General features: G+C 47.5%; 27 protein-coding genes and 2 tRNA genes. 22 read left to right on the plus strand and 7 right to left on the minus strand.

The window, feature by feature from the left end:
* The first annotated feature begins 7 nt into the window (after positions 1-7).
* From C9J01_RS16790 to gltX, 3 genes are all read left to right on the plus strand, one after another.
* Entirely contained in the window at positions 8-1,174 is a 1,167-nt protein-coding gene (locus tag C9J01_RS16790) for a porin (protein WP_107299286.1), read from the plus strand.
* A gap of 64 nt (positions 1,175-1,238) precedes the next feature.
* Positions 1,239-1,877, plus strand: coding sequence for a YccT family protein (locus C9J01_RS16795; RefSeq protein WP_107299287.1), 639 nt, complete (start codon positions 1,239-1,241; stop codon positions 1,875-1,877).
* Between the two features lie 163 nt (positions 1,878-2,040).
* Positions 2,041-3,465 (plus strand): glutamate--tRNA ligase, encoded by a 1,425-nt coding sequence (gene gltX / locus C9J01_RS16800; RefSeq protein WP_107299288.1) that lies wholly within the window; start codon positions 2,041-2,043, stop codon positions 3,463-3,465.
* A gap of 58 nt (positions 3,466-3,523) precedes the next feature.
* On the opposite strand, the gene C9J01_RS29805 is transcribed toward gltX, so the two are convergent.
* A complete protein-coding gene (locus tag C9J01_RS29805; RefSeq protein WP_170114917.1) occupies positions 3,524-3,700 on the minus strand; it encodes a hypothetical protein in 177 nt (58 codons plus the stop codon).
* 262 nt (positions 3,701-3,962) lie between these two features.
* Between C9J01_RS29805 and C9J01_RS16805 the strand changes: the two genes are divergently transcribed.
* A tRNA-Ala gene (locus tag C9J01_RS16805) sits at positions 3,963-4,038 on the plus strand.
* A 184-nt stretch (positions 4,039-4,222) separates the two neighbouring features.
* The gene (locus C9J01_RS16810) at positions 4,223-4,726 is read left to right on the plus strand and encodes a hypothetical protein (protein ID WP_107299289.1); all 504 of its coding nucleotides are present in this window, start codon (positions 4,223-4,225) and stop codon (positions 4,724-4,726) included.
* A 56-nt stretch (positions 4,727-4,782) separates the two neighbouring features.
* Here C9J01_RS16810 and C9J01_RS16815 read toward each other — a convergent pair.
* Together C9J01_RS16815 and C9J01_RS16820 are read right to left on the minus strand one after the other, a co-directional pair.
* Positions 4,783-4,859, minus strand: a tRNA-Arg gene (locus C9J01_RS16815).
* Positions 4,860-4,920: 61 nt separating this feature from the next.
* On the minus strand, positions 4,921-6,060 hold the full coding sequence (locus C9J01_RS16820; RefSeq protein WP_107299290.1) for a flagellar assembly protein FlgT: 1,140 nt from the start codon (positions 6,058-6,060) through the stop codon (positions 4,921-4,923).
* 227 nt (positions 6,061-6,287) lie between these two features.
* On the opposite strand from C9J01_RS16820, the gene C9J01_RS16825 reads away from it, so the two are divergent.
* On the plus strand, positions 6,288-6,923 hold the full coding sequence (locus C9J01_RS16825; RefSeq protein WP_107299291.1) for a FlgO family outer membrane protein: 636 nt from the start codon (positions 6,288-6,290) through the stop codon (positions 6,921-6,923).
* An 8-nt stretch (positions 6,924-6,931) separates the two neighbouring features.
* Positions 6,932-7,357 (plus strand): LPP20 family lipoprotein, encoded by a 426-nt coding sequence (locus C9J01_RS16830; protein ID WP_107299292.1) that lies wholly within the window; start codon positions 6,932-6,934, stop codon positions 7,355-7,357.
* A gap of 32 nt (positions 7,358-7,389) precedes the next feature.
* On the opposite strand, the gene C9J01_RS16835 is transcribed toward C9J01_RS16830, so the two are convergent.
* The 3 genes from C9J01_RS16835 to flgA form a co-directional block, all read right to left on the minus strand.
* Positions 7,390-7,818, minus strand: coding sequence for a flagella synthesis protein FlgN (locus C9J01_RS16835; protein WP_107299293.1), 429 nt, complete (start codon positions 7,816-7,818; stop codon positions 7,390-7,392).
* 16 nt (positions 7,819-7,834) lie between these two features.
* Complete coding sequence (gene flgM, locus C9J01_RS16840; RefSeq protein ID WP_107299294.1) at positions 7,835-8,146, minus strand: flagellar biosynthesis anti-sigma factor FlgM; 312 nt, start codon at positions 8,144-8,146, stop codon at positions 7,835-7,837.
* 102 nt (positions 8,147-8,248) lie between these two features.
* Entirely contained in the window at positions 8,249-8,983 is a 735-nt protein-coding gene (flgA, locus tag C9J01_RS16845; protein WP_237156996.1) for a flagellar basal body P-ring formation chaperone FlgA, read from the minus strand.
* Between the two features lie 163 nt (positions 8,984-9,146).
* Between flgA and C9J01_RS16850 the strand changes: the two genes are divergently transcribed.
* The 11 genes from C9J01_RS16850 to flgJ all read left to right on the plus strand — a co-directional run bounded on the left by C9J01_RS16850 (position 9,147) and on the right by flgJ (position 18,958).
* On the plus strand, positions 9,147-10,064 hold the full coding sequence (locus C9J01_RS16850; RefSeq protein ID WP_107299295.1) for a chemotaxis protein CheV: 918 nt from the start codon (positions 9,147-9,149) through the stop codon (positions 10,062-10,064).
* A gap of 53 nt (positions 10,065-10,117) precedes the next feature.
* Complete coding sequence (locus tag C9J01_RS16855; protein WP_107299296.1) at positions 10,118-10,948, plus strand: CheR family methyltransferase; 831 nt, start codon at positions 10,118-10,120, stop codon at positions 10,946-10,948.
* Positions 10,949-11,279: 331 nt separating this feature from the next.
* Complete coding sequence (flgB, locus tag C9J01_RS16860; RefSeq protein WP_107299297.1) at positions 11,280-11,675, plus strand: flagellar basal body rod protein FlgB; 396 nt, start codon at positions 11,280-11,282, stop codon at positions 11,673-11,675.
* A gap of 3 nt (positions 11,676-11,678) precedes the next feature.
* Positions 11,679-12,095, plus strand: a complete 417-nt coding sequence (gene flgC / locus C9J01_RS16865; protein ID WP_107299298.1) for a flagellar basal body rod protein FlgC — start codon at positions 11,679-11,681, stop codon at positions 12,093-12,095.
* Positions 12,096-12,112: 17 nt separating this feature from the next.
* Positions 12,113-12,838: a flagellar hook assembly protein FlgD gene (locus C9J01_RS16870; protein WP_107299299.1), complete on the plus strand. Its 726-nt coding sequence runs from the start codon at positions 12,113-12,115 to the stop codon at positions 12,836-12,838.
* Positions 12,839-12,844: 6 nt separating this feature from the next.
* Complete coding sequence (gene flgE / locus C9J01_RS16875) at positions 12,845-14,155, plus strand: flagellar hook protein FlgE (protein WP_107299300.1); 1,311 nt, start codon at positions 12,845-12,847, stop codon at positions 14,153-14,155.
* Between the two features lie 264 nt (positions 14,156-14,419).
* On the plus strand, positions 14,420-15,172 hold the full coding sequence (gene flgF / locus C9J01_RS16880; protein ID WP_107299301.1) for a flagellar basal-body rod protein FlgF: 753 nt from the start codon (positions 14,420-14,422) through the stop codon (positions 15,170-15,172).
* A gap of 17 nt (positions 15,173-15,189) precedes the next feature.
* Positions 15,190-15,978: a flagellar basal-body rod protein FlgG gene (flgG, locus tag C9J01_RS16885; RefSeq protein WP_044624008.1), complete on the plus strand. Its 789-nt coding sequence runs from the start codon at positions 15,190-15,192 to the stop codon at positions 15,976-15,978.
* A gap of 13 nt (positions 15,979-15,991) precedes the next feature.
* A complete protein-coding gene (locus tag C9J01_RS16890; protein ID WP_107299302.1) occupies positions 15,992-16,759 on the plus strand; it encodes a flagellar basal body L-ring protein FlgH in 768 nt (255 codons plus the stop codon).
* A gap of 3 nt (positions 16,760-16,762) precedes the next feature.
* Positions 16,763-17,881 carry a flagellar basal body P-ring protein FlgI gene (locus tag C9J01_RS16895; protein WP_107299303.1) on the plus strand — a complete coding sequence of 373 codons (1,119 nt, stop codon included), beginning with the start codon at positions 16,763-16,765 and terminating at the stop codon, positions 17,879-17,881.
* A 12-nt stretch (positions 17,882-17,893) separates the two neighbouring features.
* On the plus strand, positions 17,894-18,958 hold the full coding sequence (gene flgJ, locus C9J01_RS16900; RefSeq protein ID WP_107299304.1) for a flagellar assembly peptidoglycan hydrolase FlgJ: 1,065 nt from the start codon (positions 17,894-17,896) through the stop codon (positions 18,956-18,958).
* 18 nt (positions 18,959-18,976) lie between these two features.
* On the opposite strand, the gene C9J01_RS16905 is transcribed toward flgJ, so the two are convergent.
* On the minus strand, positions 18,977-19,159 hold the full coding sequence (locus C9J01_RS16905) for a hypothetical protein (RefSeq protein ID WP_107299305.1): 183 nt from the start codon (positions 19,157-19,159) through the stop codon (positions 18,977-18,979).
* Between the two features lie 647 nt (positions 19,160-19,806).
* Here C9J01_RS16905 and flgK point away from each other — a divergent pair.
* From flgK to C9J01_RS16925, 4 genes are all read left to right on the plus strand, one after another.
* Positions 19,807-21,783 (plus strand): flagellar hook-associated protein FlgK, encoded by a 1,977-nt coding sequence (gene flgK / locus C9J01_RS16910; RefSeq protein ID WP_107299306.1) that lies wholly within the window; start codon positions 19,807-19,809, stop codon positions 21,781-21,783.
* Between the two features lie 14 nt (positions 21,784-21,797).
* The gene (gene flgL, locus C9J01_RS16915) at positions 21,798-23,015 is read left to right on the plus strand and encodes a flagellar hook-associated protein FlgL (RefSeq protein WP_107299307.1); all 1,218 of its coding nucleotides are present in this window, start codon (positions 21,798-21,800) and stop codon (positions 23,013-23,015) included.
* 321 nt (positions 23,016-23,336) lie between these two features.
* The gene (locus C9J01_RS16920) at positions 23,337-24,836 is read left to right on the plus strand and encodes a flagellin (protein ID WP_107299308.1); all 1,500 of its coding nucleotides are present in this window, start codon (positions 23,337-23,339) and stop codon (positions 24,834-24,836) included.
* Between the two features lie 76 nt (positions 24,837-24,912).
* On the plus strand, positions 24,913-25,332 hold the full coding sequence (locus C9J01_RS16925; protein WP_107299309.1) for a flagellar protein FlaG: 420 nt from the start codon (positions 24,913-24,915) through the stop codon (positions 25,330-25,332).
* Positions 25,333-25,379 lie beyond the last annotated feature (47 nt).

Genomic DNA, 25,379 nt, shown 5'->3' on the forward strand with positions numbered 1-25,379 from the left:
GTTTTTCATGGATAAGATCTTCAAGCGTACCCTTTTGGGGGCAGCTGTTATGTCAGCAACTGTGGCAGCGGTACCGGCACAGGCAAACGATACAGATGCTAAATATGAAGTATATGGTGTGGTTGCTGTACAAGTGCATAACCGTGACTACGATAACTCTCCCAACCTAGACGGTACTCAGGTCAATAACGAGACTCGCATCGGTTTTAGAGGCTCGAAGCAATTTGCTAATTTCGCGCCAAAATTTATTTGGCAGGTCGAGAGTGGGTATGTCGATCCTTCCTATTCAGGCCATGAAGACAAAGGTGGGCTCGGTGAGCGTGATACCTTTGTTGGTTTTGAAGATTTCGAAACATTTGGTCAAGTTCGAGTGGGGCGTGTATTAACACCTATCTATGAACTTGTTGACTGGCCTGGGGCAAACCCGGGACTGGGTGATGTCTGGGATTGGGGCGGTTTGATTGGTGGATCCAAGTTCCAGGATCGCTCATCGAATACAATCAGGTGGGATTCACCAAACTGGAATGGTTTCTCGATGGATGTGGCAACAGGGCGAACTAGTGCTGCGGCGACCGGTAGTGATGAAGGTTGGTGGCACGGTGCTGCTGGGCACTATAAGGTTGGCCCAATCCAGTTCGATGCCGCTTATGAAATGAACTATGACACGCGGGAAACCTTCCAGGATGGTCAGACAACAGTTAAAGATCCTACACTCGGGTCAACCAGTTACCAGGATTTCACTCGCGAGTGGGACAACAACACTTACTTGTTAGGCCTTCAGGGATGGTTCGATAACGGTATCTCTTTCTTCGCCCAGTACCGTTGGCAGGAAGCGGAAGTGACATCAGGCACTGATAAGGGCCGTGAAGAGAAACAAGAAGCGATGACATCAGGCCTGATGTACAACATTGGAGACTGGCAGTTCAAAGTGGGTTACGCCAAAAACTTTGATTTGGAAGTCAATGGTCAGAAAATTAGCGGTACCTCCGATGACGTCATCTCGGGGCAGGTCATGTACTTTGTCGACCCTGCCGCCGTGCTATACCTACGTGCCCGCGATGTTAGCTTTGGCGACAACACTGTAGATACTGGAGTAGGCAACAACACAACGTATTCTCGTTGGAAGTCTGACTCATTCAGTGAAATCTCAGTAGGGGTTGAGTACTACTTCTAATCTAATCAATGCATTAAAATATTGTTGGGCGGGGGAACCCGCCCTTTTGCCTCGAGGAAATATAATGAAAAAATGGGTATCACCAATAGTTGGATTCGCGATATCTGCCGTGGCCTTCGGGGTGTCAGCCGAAACGACGATAGAGCTAAGCCGCGAAATTTCACCTTTGGTATTAAATGGCAACCAAGTTGAAAAAGGTTTTTTTGAGCGTATCGGACACCTTGAGGTAAAAGAAGGGCAAAATCAGTTGTTGGTACAACTTGGGCAAATTGTGCCTCAAGATGGTCGCCGTTCGAAATATAACTCAGATCCTATTGTTATCCGTTTTGATGCGCAGGAAAGCCCACTGACATTAAGTTATACGCCATTCAGGGATATGGCGGAGGTAAGGGCATTTACTCAGTCATTGGACTTTGAGCTTATTGATGAAGATGGCAAAGCCATCCACTACCAAGCAGAACTGTTGCCAATAGGAGGACTGCAAGGCTTTCAAGATTACGAAAAAGCGGTTGCACAGTATAATCAGAAAGGCCAAGGAACTGCAGTGATGGCAGTCGCACAGTCGGTGCCTGAGCAGGCCATTGATAAAGTATCTACATCTACCTCATCTAACCGGATAGCCATTCTCCAAACTGGGTTCTCAGAGCTAAGTGCAGAAGAGCAGCAGCAATTTATGCAATGGGCCATTAGTAACCTGAAATAAGCCAATAATCAGGGTTAGATTTAACCGCACCTTACTTAGCTCAGTCGTAGGGTGCAATGTATCTTTGCCTGATCATTGTAGATTTACCAGACAGTGGTAAAATACCCGCCATCTGATAGCAGTGAACCCACTGCATACTCCTTCATTAATTAGGTATTGTTCAATGACGGTTAAAACTCGCTTTGCACCGAGCCCAACAGGCTTTTTGCACGTCGGTGGTGCTCGTACAGCTCTTTATTCTTGGTTGTTTGCTAAACACATGGGTGGCGAATTTGTTCTTCGTATCGAAGACACTGACCTGGAACGCTCTACACAGGAAGCGATCGATGCCATTCTTGAAGGTATGGAATGGTTGGGTCTGAACTGGGATGAAGGTCCTTACTACCAGACCAAGCGTTTTGATCGTTACAACCAGTTAATTGACCAGTTGATGGCAGAAGACAAGGCATACAAATGCTACTGCCCGAAAGAGCTACTGGATGAAATCCGTGAAGAGCAAATGGCTGCAGGTGTAAAACCTCGTTACGATGCTAACCATCCTAAAGTTGTGGCCGCTAACGCCGCTGCGACTGAAGACTCGCCGTTTGTGATCCGCTTCCGTAACCCGAAAGAGGGTACGGTAGTTTTTGACGATCACGTACGTGGCCGTATCGAAATTGCTAACAGCGAGCTAGATGATCTGATCATCCGTCGTACTGATGGCAGCCCGACATACAACTTCTGTGTTGTCGTTGATGACTGGGATATGGGTATCACTCAGGTTGTTCGTGGTGAAGACCATATCAACAACACCCCTCGTCAGATCAACATCTATGAAGCTCTTGGCGCACCAGTACCTGAGTTTGCTCACTGTGCAATGATCTTGGGCGATGACGGTGCCAAACTGTCTAAGCGCCATGGTGCGGTAAGCGTGATGCAGTACCGTGACGAAGGCTACCTTCCTCAGGCACTTCTGAACTACTTGGTTCGCCTAGGTTGGTCACACGGTGATCAGGAAATCTTCTCACTAGAAGAAATGATCAAACTGTTTAGCCTAGACTCAATCAGTAAGTCTGCATCTGCATTCAACACTGATAAACTATTGTGGCTAAACAACCACTACATCAAGACGGCTGAGCCTGAGTACGTTGCAGAATACCTGCAGTGGCACTTGGATCAGAAAGAAATTTCTATCACAGACGGCCCGGCAATCACTGATGTGATCAAGCTAGTGGGCGAGCGCTGCAACACGCTTATCGAACTAGCAGAGCAGTCTCGTTACTTCTACCAAGACTTCAGCGAATTTGAAGCTGGCGCGGCGAAGAAACACCTGCGTCCAGTTGCTAAAGAAGCGTTGGAACTGGCTCTTGCTAAAGTTGAAGCCGTTGAAGAGTGGACAACAGAAAACCTTCACAATGTTATTAAAGAAACCTGTGAAGAGCTTGAACTAGGTATGGGTAAAGTGGGTATGCCACTTCGCGTATCTGTGACAGGCCAAGGCCAGTCACCATCTGTTGACGCTGTTATGCAGTTGATTGGCAAAGAGCGTGTTGCTGCACGAATCAAGATGGCGTTGGCATTTATTGCCGAGCGTGAAGCAAACAGCTAATTCAGTTTATCTGAACTAGAACAAAATGAAGCGGAAGAGTGAAAACTCTTCCGTTTTTTTATTTCTTGTGCATTTGTTTGTAGTTATTAATACAGACATAGAAGCTTTTTGCTGTTGCACAATGTTTAACGGCATCTTCTGGTAGATCGGCCTCAGTGCCTGACAGCGTGAAAGCCCCAACATTGAAACTAGCAGCGACCATCATTGCAGCAAAAACAGTGATGATTTTCTTCATAGCGTTCTCCTTCTCAATAAAACGCATGTGATTAAAGCCTCAAAATTTCATGTACGGCATGTTTCTGTACCATTAGATAGTAGGTGAAGATCATTTTTTTTTAGCATTAATAACAGTGTGATATTGATGTTCAGACGGTGTGACTCTGCCAGTTACTGATTAGATAGTGACAGCCATCACGAAATCATTGCTCAATCTATACTGTTGGTGTGGGCTCTATTGACATGATTTAACTAAGTTTTTATTATCCTTTTCACGATTTGGGGCTATAGCTCAGCTGGGAGAGCGCTTGCATGGCATGCAAGAGGTCGGCGGTTCGATCCCGCCTAGCTCCACCAAATTAAGAAAACCTCGCTTCGGCGGGGTTTTTGCTTTTTCAGGCTTTTTATCTTTCCCCGCCTTTGTAAAAACATCCATATTCTTGGTCTAGCTGATTTTTTCATATGAATTAAGCCTCTCGTTGCTTTCTATCAACATCGTGTTGTTGTATTTTGCAATCAAATTTAGAACGGTGTTTTTTATATGATTAAGAAGCTAATTCATCAAGCTGCATTGGGCGGCTTATTGCTTGCTTGTATTTCGACAGTTGTGGCGGCCGAGGAGAAGGAGTCCAAGTCTTTTATCGGTATTGGTGTCACGGATGGGACGAAGTATGAGTCGCCACTAGAGTTTGAGCCGGTGTTCCGCCTAGGGGCAATATTTGATGAAAAGCATCGCGTTGCGGCAAATTACTCCCATGGTTTTTCATCAGGCGTGACCAGTATTCATATTGCCTATGACTATTTGTATCCGTTTACAGATAGCGGAAACTGGCAGGTCTTCGGCGGTGGCAGTTTAGGTTATAAGTTTGGTCTACATGATAGCAATGACTGGACCTTTGGTGGACAAACGGGTATCCGATACCAATTCAGTTCAGAGACCAGTTTTGATTTTGGTTATCGGATGTTTGATACGCTCGATGAGTGGAAAGATCATGAACTCGGGCAACTGGGAAACATCTATATCAGCATTGATTTTACAATGTAAGTGGTGAGCCAAAACGAAAAAGGCCCAGTTACATGATGGTAACTGGGCCTTGAATATGGCGCTCCCTACAGGAGTCGAACCTGTGGCCTTCCCCTTAGGAGGGGGACGCTCTATCCAGCTGAGCTAAGGGAGCAGCAAGCACTGCTTGGTTTTGCCATTATACAAAAAATTTCCAATAAATTAAGTAGCTAGTCTTAATCTTCCATCTGTTTGGTTAGCAAATCACCAGGTTGGATGCTGCTGGCAAGTTCAGGCTGTTCAATGCTGAGCTCGGCAGATTTCTCGTAGACACGATCGACAACCAAAGTGATCTCGGTTTGGACCATACGATTTCTTGGGATCCCGTTTTGATCAATAAAGCCAGCGCTGTGCCATAGGGCAAGCTGGTCACCTTGCTTAACGCCATGTTTGCGCCCTTGGTTGATATGAACGGTATTGCCATAGTGGCGGACGACTTCTGGCAAGTTAGTACGGCAGGCTAGCGAGCTTTCCAGATCTAGCATCATATTTTGGCTGACCCGCTGGACAGCCTGGCCGTAAGAAGACTGCCAGAATCGGGCACTGCCGGTGTCGACTTGGCTGGTGCGAGAAAATGGCCAATTGGCGACTTCACGGTATTGGTTCTGCATCAGTATTTCGCCGGTTTTGCCGTCCATGAGTTGAAGCTCGGCAGCAAATTGCCGATTGATCTTATCGCTACGTAATAGCTTTTGATCGAGCGTCGAGGTTAAGTCGGTGATCTGGCCGCTGACGATATATTGTGCATCATTGTCTTCAGCCAGCATAACCATCTGGCTTGGGTAGCCCGGGTTGATTTGGACACGGGTGGTGCCGGAGACCACAAAGCTTTGCGAACGGGTTTCCAGTTGGCGTTTTAATACCGAGGTGAAGTTGTTGCCTAGCTGGTAAATTCCTCCCAGTGAGGCGTGTTGAGGCGAGCGGATATCAAACTCACCCAGCAGCAGGCCTTTCTTGTATTGTACCTTGTGGCAAGTTCTTGCCGACGGAAAAACTTCTATTTGTGCTGTCAGGTACAGGCTACCACTTCTCTTTTTACTCTGGGTGACAGTAATTTGACGTAACTCGCTGCCACTGAACTGGTAATGATCTTGGCTGTTTTTCAGGTAGGGTTTGATACGGTTGAATGAGGACAGATCGGCTCCGGAATAGCGGATCACCTGTAACACTGCATCTTCCAGCGCGTTCTGACGGGCTTGGGACTCACTTTGTAGAACGACAGCAGAACCGGTGACTTCATACCAGGCCGCGCTTGCCGGTAAGGCAAGAAGTAGTAGTAAGGTGCTGCTAAGAGTGAGGAGGATCTTTTTTATCATTTCGTCCACTTTCGGTATAAAAATTGCTTCAAACTCTATGTTGGATGCTTACGAGTTTAAGCGAGTGTGCCACTATCGGTTTTAACATTGAATGGCGGCTTTCATAGTATTCCAAGGATAATGCAAAGAGCATTCCTGATTTTTTGTGTTTACCAATAAAGTTTTTGTTTGAATCTACGATAACAAGCTATGGGTCTGAAGTCTCTCTTCAATTGGAGCTGTATATTATGAAAAAATGGGTAATTGTATTGATGGCAATGTTGGTAACATCTTGTGCCTATTCTCCCATTTATAACGGTAAAGAGCCTTATACCGGTAGCCGACATAGTTTGGATGAAATGCCTCGTCATACCATGGATTTTTTCATTGAGGGGATGGCTGATAAGCTGATTGAATCCAATCAGTATTTGACCGCACGCACGCCTTTGGCCGTCACGTCATTTGTTGACCTGCAAGATATGGACGAGACCAATTGGCTGGGTAATTCGGTTTCGGAAGGCTTGATTTACCAAATGCAGCAGCGGGGCTATACCGTGGTTGACTATAAAGTCACGGGTGGTATCAAAGTGACGCCGGATGGCGATTTTGCATTGAGTCGTGACTGGCAGCAGTTATCATCAGAGCAGCCTGTTGATTATGTGTTGGCTGGCACTATGCTGCGCCAATCGGCAGGGGTACTGGTCAATGCCCGTATTATTGGCATTCGCTCCCGTGTGGTGATTGCCTCGGCACAAGGCTTCTTGCCGGCTGATCGAATTGGCCGCGATCTCGATAGCCTTAATCGAATGCGAATGGATAATGGTTGGATTATTCGTGACGAGACCTTGTCCCACGATAGAAACACCGTAGTAATTAAGCCTTAGGAGTAAAAATGCGTTATTGGTGCCTGCTGGTTTTAGCTTTCCTTGTCGGTTGTCAGCCTTTGGTTGAAACGCGCAACACTGACATTATTACCGCTGTTGGCTATGCCTCTATTAGCGAGCAGCCAGGAAAGAGTATGGACGAGAAGCGGATGCGTGCAATGCGAGCGTCAAAGCTCGATGCATACCGTGAATTGACTGAGCAGGTATACGGTATTCGTATTTCAGCCCGTTCAGAGATGGATGATCAGCAGTTGAACTATGAAAACAATAATAGTTCGGTTGATGGCAGTATCCGTGGGGCCGAAGTGATCCGAAGTTATCCCATTGGCGATAACTATGTGACCGAAATGCAATTGGATCTCAATAGGATGGAGCGTCTTCAGGGCAGTGCAGAAATCTATGCCGTTCCCCAGAGCCAGGAAGTGATGTTCTAAGCGGTATTATCAAAAGATAAAACAGCGGCTGTTTATGCCTTTAGATCAGTACCCAGAGTGCGGGTGTTCTGGGTCGTACCTTCGCTGGTATAGGTCATTTGATGTTTGCCACGGCTTTGCTGCAATAGATTATTGAGCTTATGGAAGCTTAGCTGGGCACGCATTAAGGCTTCACCATTGATATCATTGGTCGATTGGCAATCGTCTGCAAGTGAACGCAAAGTTGCGACGTTGGCAGATAAGTCGCCACCTTCAGCTAGCCTTGACTGCTCAGGATGGACGGAAAGTTGGTGATCGACCAGCTTGATATTGTCGATTAATGCCGACTTTTTCTGTGCACACTCAAGAATGAGTTCAGACTTGCGTTCAACAATGGCTTTTTGCTCTTGTGCGAGCAAAGTGGTGAGAGAGGTGAGGTTCACCTGTTGCTGTTCAAGAAGCTGTTCTATAGATGTAGACATACTCTCTCACTTGTCCTTAAAGGCCTTTCAAATCGTCTTCGAGTTTAATCATATTAGCCGCTAGCTTATCGGCATCAATGACATAGGAACCATTGGCAATAGCTTCTTTGATGGCATTGACTTTTTCTGTGTCGAACGCTTCCTGAGCGGCAAGTTGCTGGTGAATTTGACCCACAGATTGACCTTGGCTGCTTAGGGAAACGGAATCTGACTCGGCTGCATTAGATTGCGTACCTGAAGCCGGTTTGCTTTTACCGGTATCGGTATTCGATACATTCCCGCCGGTAGTCAACGGCTGGTTAGTGCGTATGTTATTGATAGTAGGCATTAGAAACTCCTTGAACGTGCAGTTAAGCTCTATAGCTACTGTATTATCGACAACGATAGCAAAACCTTTAGGTATTGTACGTAAAATTTCGGTAATTTCGTATCAATAGCGAACCGTGACTTCACCCACCGCACTGACGATACCGGTGACCACCTTTTTGGAACGGTTATTCTGCACTCTGATTTGTTCACCTAGCGACCCATCTGACAAGGCTTTGCCTTCGGTAATAATAGAAAGTCCGTCATTGCCAGCCTTAATCAGGACAGCGTCATTCCTACACACCAGGCAGATATCGCTGGCGAGTATGATTTCTCCGAGCCGGACGGGACGTTTTACTTTGGAACCGATGAGTTGTTCGGGGTTGGCAAAAGAGGCACCGCGTTGCCGCCTGAGTTCCACTTGTTCAACATCAATGTCTGCCGCTGAAATGACAGTGCCTCTGGGGAGCGGCGTTTTGGCGACAACCCGTTCGAGCACCTGTTGAACACGGACAGGGACATAAATTTGCCAGTTGAGGGATTCACACCGAACCAATACCGAGACAGTGCCGCTTAGTGAGCTTTTGTTGGGGATACCGGTCGAGAGTGGTTCAGGGCATTGGGGCAGGCGGAGTCGGTTATCGAGGTTTGGGGCTGTGATGGTAAAGCGCCCATTTGCCTCACGGGTTAGCGCCGTAACATGCTCTTGCGCTGCTTGGCTGATAACGTCTGGTGATATATTGGTTGTAGCGGACTGGCTTGCTTCCTGATTAGCAAACGCAGGGCTAATGCCGCTAAAGAAAAAAATCTGCAGGCCGATAAAACAAATTAGGTGAATGTTAGGCGAGTAACTAAGCACGTTTTTATCTCTTTAATGTCACCAATCACAATGGGATACTGTGCCTTACCGCAGGTATTTCAATAAAGCAGCTTTAACTTGCTATGATATGTGATTTACCCTTTGGTTTCTCTAGTAAACACGTATCAAATTATAAAAACAATCAACAAGGAGACGTCTTCATATGTCGGGGATATTAGATTCGGTGAATCAACGTACCCAGCTGGTCGGTCAAAACAGGCTAGAGTTACTAACCTTCAGGCTTAATCGACGTCAACGTTATGGCATCAATGTATTTAAAGTCAAGGAGGTGCTCCAGTGCCCTAAATTGACAACGATGCCTAACTTGCATCCCTTGGTGAAGGGCATTGCGCATATCCGTGGGCAAACTATTTCCGTGATTGATATGAGCCTGGCAACCGGTGGCCGCCCTATCGACGATCTCGACAATTGCTTCGTGATTATTTCTGAATTCAACCGTTCGATTCAGGGCTTTTTGGTGTCTTCCGTTGAACGCATTATTAATATGAACTGGGAGTCAATTTTGCCGCCGCCAAAAGGGGCGGGTAAGGCGAACTACCTGACCGCAGTGACCGAAATAGATAATGAGCTGGTTGAAATTCTGGACGTGGAAAAAATTCTTGATGAAATTTCCCCAGTGAACACCAGTATCACGGGCTCTGTACTGGAAGAGCTCATTGAAGATATGCCAGCGGTACGGCGCGTATTAGTAGCGGATGACTCCAGTGTTGCCCGCAAGCAGGTTCAGCGCGCTATTGAAGCAATTGGCTGTGAATGTGTGCTGGTTAAGGATGGCAAAGAAGCCATTATTAAACTGCGAGAAATGGCGCAGGAAGACGATATTTACAAACAACTGGCGTTGGTGATTTCAGATATTGAAATGCCAGAGATGGATGGCTATACGCTGACGGCAGAAATCCGCAACGATCCGAAACTGAAAGATTTGCATGTTATCCTTCACACTTCACTAAGTGGGGTGTTTAACCAAGCGATGGTTGAACGTGTCGGAGCTAATGCCTTCATTCCTAAATTTAATCCTGATGAACTAGGCGCAGCAGTAAAAGCGGCAATGCCACAATAAATGACGCCGAAATAAACAGGCTCGAGCAAAGAACAATCATACTAGAGCAGTAGATGACAGCTATAACTATAAACGATCAGGAATACCGCGAGTTTTGCCGTTTCCTAGAAGCCCAGTGTGGAATTGTACTGGGTGACAGTAAACAGTATTTGGTAAGAAGCCGGCTTAGTCCTTTAGTCAGTCAGTATTCATTATCTTCACTCTCTGAACTGTTGCAGGTGGTGATTGCCGGTCGAAATCGTGAACTGCGGGTTGCTGCAGTCGATGCGATGACCACCAACGAAACACTTTGGTTTCGAGATACCTATCCTTATACCGTGTTGGCTGACCGCATCTTGCCGGAGTTGGCAGCGAATAAACGTCCGATAAAAATTTGGTCCTCAGCCAGTTCCTCTGGGCAAGAACCTTATTCTATCGCGATGACGGTGCTGGAAACGCAGAACCGCCGGCCTGGGATGTTGCCTAGCAGTGTACAAATTACCGCGACCGATATTTCTCAAACCATGCTGGAGACTTGCCGCACAGGTGCTTACGACAATTTGGCACTCAGCCGTGGGTTATCGATGGAGCGCCGCCGGATGTTCTTCGAGGACAACGGTGATGGTCGCCTCAGAGTCAATGACAAGGTCAAGCGAATGGTGAACTTCCGTCCGCAGAACCTGAAAGACAGCTATGCGCTGCTTGGCAAGTTTGATGTGATTTTCTGCCGCAATGTGCTGATCTACTTCTCGCCGGAGATGAAAGCCAAGGTGCTCAACCAAATGGCAGCCAGCCTGAACCCAGGCGGTTATCTTCTGCTGGGCGCATCGGAATCACTCACCGGCCTGACCGATAAGTTTGAGATGATCCGTTGTAACCCGGGGATAATCTACCGGCTAAAATAGGGCCAACGACTCATAAGCCTTGGGTCCCTGCAAAATAAGGTCCTAGGGCCAGGGAAAAGCAATAAAAGGGCTTAGGAGCATAGAACCTAGGCCCTAAAGCTCTTAAAGGGCCTAGGAAGAACGGGACCTTGGACCTAGGCAGAGCAAAAAGCAAAGAAATTGCTCGACGCTTAATGGCCTTTTCAACAACCACCTCCCGCACCCCGCCCCCCCCCAGAAACTAGGATCTAGGTTCTAGGAGCTATTCCCCCTCCAACCCACTAATTTCCCTCACTTAAAACTTTTGGCACAGCCTTTGCTTTCTATTTGGTAACGAATTTTGGAGGCAGATATGTCCATTTCTTTTGATAAAGCACTAGGTGTGCACCAGCATACCGTCGGCGTACGCGGCAAACGTGCAGAAACGCTGGCCAGCAACCTTGCTAATGCCAACACGCCGGGGTACAAGGCGAAAGATATCGACTTCCAGCGGGCCCTCAATGCGGCAACCTCGGGGGCAAAAGTTGGCCTCAGCCGTACTGACGGTCGGCATATTTCTGCCTCTACACAGGTATCAGGCGAGCAAAAGTACCGTGTTCCTACCCAACCGGACACCGGTGACGGCAATACTGTTGATGCTCAGCTAGAGCAGAACCTATTTATGCAGAACTCACTGGAGTATCAGGCATCGTTGGATTTTCTTGGGGCAAAATTCAAAAACCTGAGCAAGGCACTGAGAGGGGATTAATAAATGAGCTTGTTTAATATCTTCAACGTAACGGGATCGGCCATGAGTGCAGAGTCGGTACGTTTGAATACCACGTCCAGTAACCTTGCCAATGCCAATACAGTCAGTAGCTCTGCAGAAGAAACCTACAAGGCGAGGCACCCTGTTTTTGCGGCAGAGCTGCAAGGTGCCAGTTATAAGCGCAGCGAAAGTGTGCCGGTCCAGGTCAAGGCAATTGTTGAAAGCGAGAAGCCATTGAGTGCTGAATACAACCCGGATCACCCGTTGGCCAATGCCGAAGGTTATATCTACAAGCCAAATGTTAACGTGATGGAAGAAATGGCCAACATGATTTCAGCATCGCGTTCGTACCAGAACAATGTCCAGGTGGCAGATGCCAGCAAGCAGATGCTAATGAAAACCCTGCAGATGGGTAAGTAAGGTAGGGAGAAACGGCAATGAGCAGTATTAACGGTGCGGGTTCTAACAACCTTTCCTATCTTGATCAGCTAAAGTCGATGCAGGAAAAGAAGGTTCAGGATGAGCAGAAGGTCACAGGCCAGAACCAGCTAAAGCAAGAAGACTTCCTGTCCCTACTGACCAAGCAGTTGTCACAGCAGGACCCGTTCGAACCGGTCGGTAATGACAAGATGATCGCCCAGATGGCCTCGTTTGCCACAGTGGATGGTATCAACCAAATGAATGAGCAGTTCGGCTTGCTCAATACCGCCATGACATCGAATCAGGCGCTTCAGGCCTCGACCTTGGTCGGCCAGGATGTACTGGTGCCAAGTGCCACAGGCATGAAAGCAACAGAAGGTGGTTTAAGTGGCCGTGTTCGTCTGACCAATTCACTTGACCAAGCCATGATGCGCGTTGAAACCCCACAGGGTGAATTGGTGCGTACCATCAATTTGGGTGCCAAGGGTGCCGGTGACCATGATATCGAGTGGGATGGCAAGAACGAGCAGGGCAAATTGATGCCGGAGGGGCAATACACTATCCGGGTATCGGGCCTTGTCGGCGGCGAAACACAGAACTATGACGTATTCACCCATGCTAACGTAAACAGCGTGGTAATGGGGCAAGGGGACGGCCAGGTGCTACTGAACCTAGCGGGCCTCGATAAACAATTTAATTTGGCTGATGTACTTCAGGTCGGAAAAGCACAAGCGAAAGGATAATCAATAATGAGCATGAATATTGCCTTGAGTGGCCTGGGTGCGGCTCAAAAAGATCTCAACACAACCAGTAACAACATCGCCAACGCCAATACTTATGGCTTCAAAGAGTCTCGTGCCGAGTTCGCTGATGTGTACTCCAACTCCATCTTTTCGAACTCCAAGACCACGACCGGTGGCGGTGTGCAGACTGCGACCGTAGCCCAGCAGTTCCATGAAGGGTCGAGTATCTATACCAACAACCCGCTTGATCTACGTGTGTCGGGTACTGGTTTCTTCGCGGTAGCGCCGAACAAGACAGAGCCTGCCAACAACAACCTGACGCGTAATGGTGCCTTTCACCTTAACAACAACAACGAGATCGTTAACTCTGACAACAACTACCTGCTTGGCTACGAGGTGAACCAGGATACCAATACGGTTGCATCTTATGAGCCTAAGCCAATGGCAATCGACGACACGTTTGGCCAACCGAATATGTCGAAGAACATGAACATTTCGATGAATTTGCCAAGCGGTGAGTCTACGCCGAAGGTCGCACAGTTCGATTTCAATGATCCTGACTCGTACAACAAGTCGACCTCATCGACGATTTATGACTCGCTAGGCAACCCGCTGAAAATGTCAGCCTACTACGTGAAGCAGGATGACAGCGCACCTGGCGCGCAAGAGAATATGTGGAATGTCTACTACACGGTCAGTGACAGTGGTGGTGAAAAAGCCCTCGATGTCTTGAACGGTGTTGATAGTGGTGCCGGCCATTTTGGTCACCAATTGCAATTTGATGCCGGTGGCCAGTTGATCACCACGCCGCCAAACTTCCAGACCGAGGATTTCCAGTCTGCTGGTATTCAGCTTGGTGGTGCCGATGGTACCCAGAACCTGATCTTCAACTATGATGAGCCGACTCAGTACGCCTCACCGTTTGAAATCCGCAAGCTGGAAGATGAAGACGGTGCGACGACGGGCTACCTATCCAATGTCGATATCGATTCTGACGGCAACATCCTTGCATCGTACTCAAACGGCAAAGACAAGGTCATTGGCCGCGTCGCTATGGCACGTGTGGCTAATGAGCAGGGGTTAGCCCAGCTTGGCGGTACGCTTTGGAACGTGACTCAAGATTCAGGCGCGGCTGTATGGGGCGATGCGTCACAAGGATCATTTGGTTCGATTAAAAATGGTACGCTGGAGCAATCGAATATCGACATGACCCAGGAGCTAGTGGACTTGATCACCGCTCAGCGTAACTTCCAGGCCAGTTCGCGTGCTTTGGATGTAAATAATCAGCTGCAGCAGAACATCTTGCAGATCCGTTAATTATAACCTGCCCTAGATTGAGCCCATAGCGAGACGGTTGTGGGCTTTTTTTATGCCATTTTTTTGACGGCGCAGTTATCCGGCTACATAGTATTGTTCGCTCCTTGACCACAACCGCCAGTTAAGCGGCAACTCTTTTCCCCTTTATTCTCTCTAGTCTCCCTTTTTTGCTTTGTTTTCTTTAAAATCAGCGCCCTAGCGATAGCTTTATCGCTGGTATGCTTTTTGCATTGCTAATGCTTATCGATATAGGGGACAGCATAGATGGATCGCGCATTATTTCTTGCCATGAGTGGCGCCAAACAAGATATGTACGGCATGCAGGTTGCAGCAAACAACCTCGCTAACGTTAATACCACAGGTTTCCGTGCAGATCTGCAACAGGCAAGAAGTATGCAGGCTTATGGTGAAGGTTTGCCGACCCGCGTTTTTTCAATGACTGAGCGTCCGGGTAACAACTTCGAGCAGGGTTCGGTAAAAATGACCGGGCGTGCCATGGATGTTGCGGTTGAAGGCAATGGTTGGTTGGCCGTACAAGATGCCTCAGGCCAAGAAGCCTATACCCGAGCAGGTCACCTGAAGATTGATGAGATGGGTATGCTGCAAAACAGCAATGGCCAACTTATTTTAGGTGAAGCAGATGCACCTATCTTCGTACCGCTCCCTATCAACAAAATTGAAATCCAAAAAGACGGCACGGTCAGTATCTTGCCGCAGGGTGCGCCACCGGAAGCTATGGTGGCCATTAACCGGATCAAACTGGTTAACCCTGAAAATAATAGTTTGTACAAAGACGTTGATGGCTTGTTTAAGCCAACAAACCCAAATCCACAAGGATTGGAAGCTGATGCGGGCGTAACCTTGCTCAGTGGTGCCCTTGAAGGCAGCAACGTCAATGCGGTGGGTGAAATGGTCAGTATGATTGACCTTCAGCGCCACTTTGAAATGCAAGTCAAATTGATGAAAACCGCAGAAGACATGGATAAAGCGTCTTCATCTTTAATGCGTATCGGATAATAGCGAGGAGTTAACCAATGCATCCAGCTCTATGGGTTAGTAAGACTGGTCTTGATGCCCAGCAAACCAATATCTCAACGGTTTCTAATAACCTAGCTAACGCCTCCACTGTGGGTTTCAAGAAAAGCCGTCCGGTTTTTGAAGATTTGTTCTACCAGAATATCAACCAGCCAGGCGGACAGGCGACACAAGATACCACCTTGCCATCGGGTTTGATGCTGGGGGCTGGCTCGAAAGTCGTCGCCACCCAGAAAGTGTTCACCCAGGGTAATACCCAAACCACTGACAATGCCCTTGATATGATGGTTGAGGGTGATGGGTTCTTCCAGGTGATGTTGCCAGACGGCAATATCGGATACACCCGTAATGGCCAATTCACGGTCAGTAACGAAGGCCAGATTGTGACCTCGGGTGCGGGTTATGTCTTGGAGCCAGAAATTGTTGTTCCAGACAATGCCGTGGCGATTACGGTCGGGACGGACGGTGAAGTTTCTGCCCGTATTCGTGATCAGCAAGAAAACCAGGTGCTGGGTCAGATCAACCTGACTAACTTTATCAATCCAGGCGGTTTGGAGCCTATTGGTCAGAACCTTTACTTGCCGACAGGGGCAAGTGGCGATCCACAGGAAGGGATCCCGGGCCTTGATGGTTTTGGCAGTGTTCGTCAATCAATGCTGGAAACTTCCAATGTGAATGTCACTGAGGAGCTGGTCAATATGATTGAGGCGCAGCGGGTTTACGAGATGAACTCCAAGGTGATATCAACCGTGGATCAGATGCTGAGCTACGTTAACCAGCAGCTATAACAGGGAGTAAGGTATGGGTAAGTATTGGCTGGTTTTGCTGGTGGCATTGTTATCGGGCTGTGTTCAGGACTTTGATACGGGCTCGGATCAAGATAGTGCTGTTAGTGATGTTGATGCTGTAGAAGGCACTACAGATCAAAGCGATGGCATTATCGGCTTGGTTAGAACCCGGGAAGATGCGGTACAGGGCGATCCGAACTGGTCATCTGTCCGCCCACCGGAAAAACCGGAACATTATGCGACCTCTACCGGTTCGCTGTTTAGCAATACTAACTCAATGGGGCTCTATAACGATTCTCGTCCAACAGGCTTGGGCGATATTGTCACCGTTCTACTTGAAGAAAATACCCAGGCCCGAAAGAGTGCCAGTTCGGATTTGGGCAAATCAACAGACATGAATATGCAGCCAATCATGTTGGGCGGCCGTCCGGTCAATATTGGCAATTATGATTTGTCCTATGCCCTGACCAATGACAACTCATTCTCCGGTAGCCTTTCTTCGGATCAAAGTAACAGCTTCTCCGGCTCTATCTCCGTCGAAGTCATTGAAGTCCTGCCCAACGGCAACCTGCTGGTAAGGGGAGAAAAGTGGCTGACCTTAAACAGTGGTGATGAATATATCCGGGTAAGCGGTACCATCCGCCCTGACGATATCGATTCGGAAAACTCTATTCCATCAACGCGTATCTCCAACGCCCGTATCCAATACTCGGCAACCGGTGATCGCCAAGACACCCAAACCCCGAGTTGGTTTGCCCGATTCTTCAATGCGGCGATGTAAGTCATGAAAAAGTTATTACAATCAGTGCTATTTGGCTTGTTAATGCTGTCGGTTCTCCCGGTTGCCTTGCCGCAAGCACACGCTGCAAGGATTAAAGATGTTGCAGCCGTTGCCGGTGTACGTGACAACCAGTTGGTGGGTTATGGTTTGGTGGTAGGTTTGCCGGGAACAGGTGAATCGTCATCGGCGTATTACACCGAACAAAGCTTCCGTGCCATGCTAAATAACTTCGGGATTAACATCCCGGAAGGTGAGCGTTTCCGTACCCGAAATGTCGCTGCTGTGGCTGTCCATGCGACGCTGCCACCGTTTTCCAAGCAGGGCCAGCAAATTGATGTGACGGTTTCTTCGGTAGGTTCGGCCAAGAGCCTACGTGGTGGCACACTGTTGCAAACCTTCCTCAAAGGTTTGGACGGTAACATCTATGCGGTTGCCCAAGGTAGCCTAGTGGTGGGTGGTTTTACCGCTGATGGCGCTGATGGTTCGCGTATTGTCAGCAACACCCCAACTGTCGGCACCATTCCTTCCGGTGCGATTGTCGAGCAGGAAGTACCGAACCCGTTTGGCCGTGGCGATTTCCTAACGTTCAACCTGTTCGAACCGGACTTCTCTACCGCCCAGAACATGGTCGATGCCATTAACAGCTTCCTGGGTCCTGACGTGGCCTCGGCGATGGACGCAGCATCGGTAAGAGTTCGCGCGCCTCGTGATGTGAGCCAGCGGGTTGCTTTTCTATCCACCATTGAAAATGTCGAGTTCGAGACCGCGGATTCCGGCGCACAAATTATCGTTAACTCCCGTACAGGTACGATTGTGATTGGCCAGCATGTCCGACTGAAACCTGCGGCGATCACCCATGGCGGAATGACGGTATCTATCAAGGAAAACCTATCGGCGAGTCAGCCGAATGCTTTTTCTGGTGGTCAAACGGTGGTGGTGCCAGACAGTGAAATTACCGTGACCGAAGAAGACTCGCGGATGTTCCTGTTCGAGCCGGGTATCACGCTGGACGATTTGGTCCGTGCCGTGAATCAGGTTGGCGCTGCCCCGTCCGATTTGATGGCGATTTTGCAAGCGTTGAAACAAGCCGGCGCCATCGAAGGCCAGTTGATCATCATCTAACGGGAGAGCTTGATGAAAAGTCCGACTGATACCAGCTTTGTTCTTGATATCTCAAGCCTTGATCGCCTACGGGCCGGGGTAAAAACCGGTAAAGATGGTGAGCAGGCCAGTTTGCAGGCGGCTGCCGAGCAGTTTGAAGCCATCTTCACCCAGATGATGTTCAAATCAATGCGCGAGGCAAACTCTGCGTTTGAGTCGGATCTGATGAGCAGCCGCAATACCAAGTTCTTCGAGCAGATGCACGATGAGCAGATGGCCAGCGAGTTGAGTCGCAGTAATTCTTTGGGCCTAGCGGATATGATTGTCCAGCAACTCGGTGCCCATCAAGATGTTGACTCAGTAAAGCAAAGTGACGGTACGCTTGATAAAGGGCAGTCATTTATTGAGTTAGGCAAAGATGGCAAATACCTGCCTTTTGAGCGGCAAGATTTCAGTGCGGGTAGGCGGGCCGAAAGTCATCCGGATAAGAGCGATTCTGCTGCAGGGCCAAAGCCGGTCATTAGCGAGGCAGAAATTAGCCAGATAGCGAACAAAGCCATTGCTCAGCGTAACATGGAAAGTACGTTGTCAGCAGCGCCAGTTTCGAAGCAACAGCCAGAGAGTTTCGACTCTCCGCAAGCTTTTGTTACCCACATGGCCCCGTATGCCCGTCGTACGGCTAATGTACTTGGGGTTGATCCTGCGGTGTTGATTGCACAGGCAGCCTTGGAAACAGGCTGGGGGAAAAAAGTCATCAGTAATGCGGCAGGTAATAGTAATAACCTTTTCAATATCAAGGCAGATCCGAGTTGGAAAGGGGATAAGATGGCAACACAAACATTGGAATATCATCAAGGGATTGCGGTTCAGGAGCGGGCTGCATTTCGGTCTTATGATTCTTTTGATGAAAGTTTCAATGACTATGTGCAGTTCTTGAAACAGAATCCAAGGTATTCGGTGGCATTAGAAAATACGCAAGATCCAAAAGCGTTTATTAATGAGATCCACAAAGCTGGATATGCAACAGATCCGAGGTACAGCGAGAAAGTTATGCGGGTATTTGATCAGGTGAGCGATCTAATGGAGAAAGAACTTTAATAATACAGTCAATAAAATTTAAACAAACACATCAACGATTGAAGAAATAATCTTCAACGTATCTTCACTTTCTGACAAAGCAGATTGAATTTCATTCGTCTCTACCTTTTCTTGGTTTCCTTCCCGAATATTATCCATTACAACAGGTGCAATAATTTCCTTGATGGCATAGCCGAGCAATGTTGCAAGTCCTATGTTCATAACTACCGCCTATAAATTGCTTGTTGAGAATATACGTTGATTATATATACAAGTTGTACTGTTTATCTAGTGTAATGTTAATTAAATTATTAGTGTTAGATCGGGTTAACATTTTGTTGGGTTGTTGTGTCTGTTATGTGTTTTTTGGCTCCATACATATAAATTAGATAAAAAACTTATGAAATGGGTTGCTTCAGATATACGGTGATTTTTGGTGGCTTTGAATTTATTCCTTTAAAATCAATAACTAATTTGTTTATTGGTTTTCAAGTCAAAGTAATAGTCGAGGTTTTGTGCTGAAAAAATATAAAATGACTATTTAAGTGCTTGATTTTGGTTTTTAGTTTCAATGCGGTTGGCATTATTTTTAATGTGGGTACTTAACGGGGAGAGGGAAATAGAATTCAAGACGGAATATTGGAATAAATGTCATATTAATATTTCACTTACTGCAGTTTGTGAATACAGCCGGCATCACCTCTCTACAGTTTGATATATTGCTCAATATCACATCTATAACTACTCCTTGAGATATGCTGTTCAAACAGTAATCACTTACGCTGTTGTTAACTTTATTGGCCTATTTTTTGCATTTTTATCTCGATGGGTGATGAAGATTGCCGTTGGAATTGGCTGGAGATAAGTGTATGGCGTTAGATTTACTAAATATTGGTATGAGTGGGCTGAGGACCTCCCAAAAACAGCTCAATGTTACCAGTCATAATATCAGTAACGTTAATACGCCGGGTTACAGCCGCCAGAGTGCAGAGCAAAAAGCCGATGATGCACATTGGATCGGGGGCAGCCAATATGGAACCGGTGCCTATATTGACAATGTGCGCCGAGCCTATGATCAGTTTGCAGCCCGTGAATTGACCCAGTCGACTACCCAGCTCCACCAAGCCAATGAGAGCCATGCCCAGCTAGCGGTGATGGATGAGTTTATTTCCAATAATGCCAGCAAAACCATCTCCAGCATGAACGATTACTACGACTCGGTGAAAAGCCTCGCTGACCATCCCAACGATCTTGGTTCACGTAAAGCGGTGCTGGAAAATGCTGCTCTGGTTAGCCAAACCGTTAATAGCACCTACGATACCCTTGCCGGTATGCAGCGGGATGTGAATGATCAGCTTGTTGCGACGGTTGATCGGGTGAATACCTTAGGGCAAGAAATTGCCACTTTGAATAAGCGTATTCAGGAAAACCCAGCCGGGGAGAAAAATGATTTGTTTGACCAGCAACAGAGCCTGGTCAATGAACTGGCACAGTACACCAAAGTTACGGTACTTAAAGGCAAAGATAACCTGGCGAATACGGTGATCATCGGTGATGGCCAAACCCTAGTGTCAGGCACTGAATCCTCACGCCTGACTGTTATTCCCGGCGAGCCTGACCCGCTGCAGACACAAATCGCAGTCGATGATGGCCACAATGCCACCCCGCTGGATGCCGATAATATGGGCGGTATTCTTGGCGCTATGTTTGGTTTTCGCCGTGATGTTGTCGAGCGCAGCATCGATGAAGTTGGACGGATGGCTGTCGGCTTTGCCGGACAGGTAAATACCATCCAGCGCCAGGGCTTGGATTTGAAAGGTGAGCAGGGCAAGAATATGTTTGCCGATATTAATGACCCTATTGCGATGCAACAGCGGGTGCTAAAACCGGTAGGCAGTAGTGCCGATATGACCGTAGCGATTGATGATGTCTCCAAACTTCAAGTGGGTGACTACCAGTTAAAAGCAAGCACCGATGGGACAATCAATAGCTACCAAATGTTTAATGCCAAAGGCGAACAAGTCTTGAGCCAAACAATTGCAGCAACAGACCCGCAAGTGCTGCAAGCAGATGGTATGCAAATTAACGTCAGTAATTTATCAGCGGCCCCGTCTGATGAAACCTTTACCATTCGGCCTGTCCGCTTTGGTGGGGCTCAGATGGCAATGAATGCCACAGAAGCATCAGATATTGCCGCCCAGCGGGTAGTTACGGCAGCAGAGGCAAACCAAGGAACGGCGCATCTAGAGCCGCTACCTTCTGCGCAAGCTAGTGGAACCTATCGTGTAGCAATTAATGGTACTGGTGATGCACTATCAGTGCTGGATGATCAGGATAACCCGATCAGCTTGATTGGCTATGATGCTCAGGGCAATGCATTGCCGCCAAGCACAAGTATTGCTTATCCCTTAACTGATGGCGTTATTCACTTTGAGGGCGCCCCGAACACTCCGGTGCCAACGTTGGCACTTAACAGTGGTGCGACAGCCAATGACAGCTTTACGGTAACTTTGGGGGCAAAGCCTGCGGAAGGGGACAACAGCAACTTGTTGGAAATGCAGCACCTGCAGACAGAGAAAACCATGAACAATGGCCGTTCCAGTGTCATTGATTTGTTCCAGACACTCACTACAGATGTCGGTATCCAGAAAATGAATGCCGAGAAGTTTGGCCAGATCAGCCAGCTTGATTTTGATGCGGCCACTGAGCGTGTTGCCAGTGTGTCCGGTGTCAATTTGGATGAGGAGGCGGCAAACCTGATGAAGTTCCAACAGGCGTATATGGCTTCCTCCCGCATTATGAGCGTGGCCCGCGAAACCTTTGATACGCTGTTGCGTGCGGTTTAAGGATTGGAGGCGTTATGATCAATCGAGTATCAACCTTTTCCCAGTATCAGAACCTGACCTCTAATCTTATGCGTAAGCAAGGGGCGGTAAACAACACTAATGAACAGCTGGCAACGGGTAAACGAGTCAAAACCGCCGGAGATGATCCGATTGCCTCGGTATCGACCCAAAACTACAAGCAGCAGCTGGTACAAATTGAACAGTTCCAAAAATCTATCACCCTAGCCAATAACCGTCTGGGTACCCTTGAAACCTCCCTCAAGAATGTAGAAAGCCATATTGATAGCTCCAAGCAAAAAGTGATCGGCATGATCAATGGTGCGATGGGCAGCGATGATAGGTCGGCATTTAAAAGTGAGCTGGAAAGCTTGTATGAAGGCCTACTTAACCTTGCCAATACTCAGGATGAAGGTGGTAACTATGTGTTTGCCGGCCATCAAGTGAACGTGATGCCGTTTGTTGATAATGGGGGGACGGTATCTTATGAGGGTGATAGTGGTCATCGTGAAGCGCGTATTGATACATCGGTACATGTCAAAACCAGCCAGCCAGGTTCACTGGTCTTTCAGGAAATTGCCAACCCTTTTGGAGATTATCGCCCAAACTATGAAGGGCTAGAAGAAGGCTCTGGTTTGACCTTGCTCTCGGCAACCAACTCAAATTCGTCAGATGACGCTGAATATAGCATTGAGTTTTCCGATGATGGTGTTGGTGGGCTCAACTACAGGCTTTTGTCTGATGATGGTGCGGTTGACGAAACTGGGCCTTATATACCTTCCGAAGGAATTAAGTATCCAAATACTCCTGGTGTTGAACCTGAGCTTGCCGTCAAACTGGACGGCGAGATTGTCGACGGTGACCAAGTTACTCTGGAAAAGACAGATACCATCGATCTGTTCCAGACCATGAACGACGTTATCAAATATTCAGAATATGACTCATCTTCGCCGGAGGCAAAGGCAGGCTTGCAACGCTCGATAGAAGAGCTCAATGCTGCGTATGTTCATATGAACCAGCGCCGGGCAGAAGTCGGTACCGGATTGAAAACCCTTGAAACTTATGAGGCCCAGCACCAAGATTTCGAATTGAGCTTGAATAAAGCCAAAGGAAGCTTGGAAGATCTGGACTACAGCAAAGCAATTATCGAGCTAAACGAAGACATGCTGGCCCTGCAAGCCTCCCAAGCTGCCTTCAACCAAACCAAGCAACTCAGTTTGTTTAACTACTTATAATTTTCCTCCCCTTTCGGGATTAAAGCGGCAGAGTTTTGCCGCTTTGAGGAAAGGAAGGAGAGCCCGGTTCTAGGAGGAGCGGGCCCTAGGTGTTAGGAAGAGCTAAGAAAGAACTTGATTTGGTCAGGCTCTTGCAAACAATCTGGTTCGCCCATCGCCCATCGCCCATCGCCCATCGCCCATCGCCCATCGCCCATCGAAAAATTATTTTAAAAAAATTCCTAAAGGTATTTTTGCTCGTGCCGTTAATAGAAGTACTTAAACAAAAATAGATATTTACCCCCCGCTAAGGCTGGGTTGTAACTCAACAAGGAGCGAAATATGTCTGTTACCGTAAATACTAACGTTTCAGCGATGACGGCCCAGCGTCACCTAGGTTCAGCAACTAACAACGTAAGCAGCAGCATGGAGCGTTTGTCTTCTGGTTTGCGTATCAACAGTGCTAAGGACGATGCGGCGGGTCTACAAATCTCTAACCGTCTAACCAGCCAGACTAACGGTCTGAACGTGGCGATGCGTAACGCCAACGACGGTATCTCTATGGCGCAAACTGCAGAAGGTGCGATGCAGGAGTCCACCAACATCATGCAGCGTATGCGTGACCTGTCTCTACAGGCAGCTAACGGCTCTAACTCTGATGAAGACCGTGGTGCTATCCAGAAAGAAGTAGACAGCCTACAGGAAGAGCTAAACCGTATCGCCGATACGACTTCTTTCGGTGGCCAGAACCTGCTTGATGGCTCGTACGGCACTCAGGAGTTCCAGATTGGTTCTAACTCTAATGAAACTCAGTCTTTGACGCTAACTGATGTTTCAGCGCATGCTATTGGTCGTACGACTCGTGGCTTTGATGCAGGTACAGGCCCTGTATCAACAACCATTTCTCCAGGAGATGCGAATACTTCTGGTAGCATGACATTGAATCTTGGTGGTACTGATCATCAAATCGATATCAACAAAGACATGACTGCTGATGACTTAGCCAACAAGATTAATAACATTTCTGGTATTAGCGATGTTGAGGTTACCGGTGGTTACTCTGATCCTAACCAGGTCAGTCTATCGGCTGCGGATATTGAAGCAGGTCAAACTATTGCCCTTGATATAGGTGGAAAAACAATAACGCTTGATAACACAATGGATGGTGATGATGCTGCACAAATTGATGCTATTAATGCGGGACTTGATGGTACAGGTATAACTGCTGTAAGTGATGGAGCCGGTGGTATCCATATCAATAGTGAGTCTGATTTTGATATTGCTGCCACAATTTCAGGTGGTACTGGTGCTACTGCAATTGATGTAACAACTTCAAATGGTACGGAGAACCTTGCTGGCGGCGGCACATTGACTGGTGGTGGTTCTGCTGTTGAACAGAAAGGTACTACTGTTGATTTTACCGTTGACCTGACTAACGCAAAACTAAATACTGGCATTTCAAGTGTATCTGTTAAAGATGGTACTAATGCTGCTGTTGATATGGCTATTGATACATCTAAAACAACAACAGAGTCGGTTGCTAGCATTGATGTTTCTACAGCAAAAGGCGCTCAGAGTGCGGTTGATATTCTTGATTCAGCCATCGCACAGGTTGATGAGCAGCGTGCGGACTTGGGTGCATTCCAGAACCGTATGAACCACACCCTGAACAACCTAGCGAACGTTAACGAGAACGTTAATGCGTCTAACAGCCGTATCAAAGACGTTGATTTTGCAAAAGAAACAACAGACCTGACTAAGAACCAGATCCTACAGCAGGCATCTACTTCGATTCTTGCCCAGGCGAAAATGAACCCGCAGGCGGCATTGAGCCTACTGTAATTCATTGACAGAAAAGAGGCATGGCTCAATGGCCATGCCTTTATTCGCTTTAAATTAATAAGGAGAAGTGATTATCATGGATAAACTCTCAGATAACCTCTCAGCTTCTTCTCTTACTTCCGTTCTTCCCGCAAAACAGAAGCCTAACCTTTTCATCAATGAAGTTGGCGTAACAACGCGCACCAATGCTGCAAAAACAGAGTTACCGCTAAACAGCACCGTCAAACAATTAGAGAAAGCCGATGACACTCGTATGATGAGTGAGCCTGCTGCAGATGAACTTAATGAGTTTCACCGCGAGCAAATCGAAGCCTTGTCAAAGCGGATTAACCGTGAACTCAAGTTTGAATATGACGAAGAACATGGTGAGCAGGTTGTCTACATCTATGACAAGACCAGTGGTGATTTAATCCGGCAGATCCCGGCACAGGAACTACTAGAACTAAACGAAAGCTTATCGAAATATTCCGTGAGTTCATTTCAAGAAAAAATCTAACTTGGCTTGTTTTTTGCATTGATTCTGTATCCGAATTAAGCGGCAAG

The organism is Photobacterium rosenbergii (assembly GCF_003026455.1).
Lineage (GTDB): Bacteria > Pseudomonadota > Gammaproteobacteria > Enterobacterales > Vibrionaceae > Photobacterium > Photobacterium rosenbergii.

Excerpts from the sequence above, each read along its gene's own strand:
- C9J01_RS16790 (WP_107299286.1), top strand. The coding sequence starts at position 8 with ATGGATAAGATCTTCAAGCGTACCCTTTTGGGGGCAGCTGTTATGTCA.
- C9J01_RS16795 (WP_107299287.1), top strand. The coding sequence starts at position 1,239 with ATGAAAAAATGGGTATCACCAATAGTTGGATTCGCGATATCTGCCGTG.
- gltX (WP_107299288.1), top strand. The coding sequence starts at position 2,041 with ATGACGGTTAAAACTCGCTTTGCACCGAGCCCAACAGGCTTTTTGCAC.
- C9J01_RS29805 (WP_170114917.1), bottom strand. The coding sequence starts at position 3,700 with ATGAAGAAAATCATCACTGTTTTTGCTGCAATGATGGTCGCTGCTAGT.
- C9J01_RS16810 (WP_107299289.1), top strand. The coding sequence starts at position 4,223 with ATGATTAAGAAGCTAATTCATCAAGCTGCATTGGGCGGCTTATTGCTT.
- C9J01_RS16820 (WP_107299290.1), bottom strand. The coding sequence starts at position 6,060 with ATGATAAAAAAGATCCTCCTCACTCTTAGCAGCACCTTACTACTACTT.
- C9J01_RS16825 (WP_107299291.1), top strand. The coding sequence starts at position 6,288 with ATGAAAAAATGGGTAATTGTATTGATGGCAATGTTGGTAACATCTTGT.
- C9J01_RS16830 (WP_107299292.1), top strand. The coding sequence starts at position 6,932 with ATGCGTTATTGGTGCCTGCTGGTTTTAGCTTTCCTTGTCGGTTGTCAG.
- C9J01_RS16835 (WP_107299293.1), bottom strand. The coding sequence starts at position 7,818 with ATGTCTACATCTATAGAACAGCTTCTTGAACAGCAACAGGTGAACCTC.
- flgM (WP_107299294.1), bottom strand. The coding sequence starts at position 8,146 with ATGCCTACTATCAATAACATACGCACTAACCAGCCGTTGACTACCGGC.
- C9J01_RS16850 (WP_107299295.1), top strand. The coding sequence starts at position 9,147 with ATGTCGGGGATATTAGATTCGGTGAATCAACGTACCCAGCTGGTCGGT.
- C9J01_RS16855 (WP_107299296.1), top strand. The coding sequence starts at position 10,118 with ATGACAGCTATAACTATAAACGATCAGGAATACCGCGAGTTTTGCCGT.
- flgB (WP_107299297.1), top strand. The coding sequence starts at position 11,280 with ATGTCCATTTCTTTTGATAAAGCACTAGGTGTGCACCAGCATACCGTC.
- flgC (WP_107299298.1), top strand. The coding sequence starts at position 11,679 with ATGAGCTTGTTTAATATCTTCAACGTAACGGGATCGGCCATGAGTGCA.
- C9J01_RS16870 (WP_107299299.1), top strand. The coding sequence starts at position 12,113 with ATGAGCAGTATTAACGGTGCGGGTTCTAACAACCTTTCCTATCTTGAT.
- flgE (WP_107299300.1), top strand. The coding sequence starts at position 12,845 with ATGAGCATGAATATTGCCTTGAGTGGCCTGGGTGCGGCTCAAAAAGAT.
- flgF (WP_107299301.1), top strand. The coding sequence starts at position 14,420 with ATGGATCGCGCATTATTTCTTGCCATGAGTGGCGCCAAACAAGATATG.
- flgG (WP_044624008.1), top strand. The coding sequence starts at position 15,190 with ATGCATCCAGCTCTATGGGTTAGTAAGACTGGTCTTGATGCCCAGCAA.
- C9J01_RS16890 (WP_107299302.1), top strand. The coding sequence starts at position 15,992 with ATGGGTAAGTATTGGCTGGTTTTGCTGGTGGCATTGTTATCGGGCTGT.
- C9J01_RS16895 (WP_107299303.1), top strand. The coding sequence starts at position 16,763 with ATGAAAAAGTTATTACAATCAGTGCTATTTGGCTTGTTAATGCTGTCG.
- flgJ (WP_107299304.1), top strand. The coding sequence starts at position 17,894 with ATGAAAAGTCCGACTGATACCAGCTTTGTTCTTGATATCTCAAGCCTT.
- C9J01_RS16905 (WP_107299305.1), bottom strand. The coding sequence starts at position 19,159 with ATGAACATAGGACTTGCAACATTGCTCGGCTATGCCATCAAGGAAATT.
- flgK (WP_107299306.1), top strand. The coding sequence starts at position 19,807 with ATGGCGTTAGATTTACTAAATATTGGTATGAGTGGGCTGAGGACCTCC.
- flgL (WP_107299307.1), top strand. The coding sequence starts at position 21,798 with ATGATCAATCGAGTATCAACCTTTTCCCAGTATCAGAACCTGACCTCT.
- C9J01_RS16920 (WP_107299308.1), top strand. The coding sequence starts at position 23,337 with ATGTCTGTTACCGTAAATACTAACGTTTCAGCGATGACGGCCCAGCGT.
- C9J01_RS16925 (WP_107299309.1), top strand. The coding sequence starts at position 24,913 with ATGGATAAACTCTCAGATAACCTCTCAGCTTCTTCTCTTACTTCCGTT.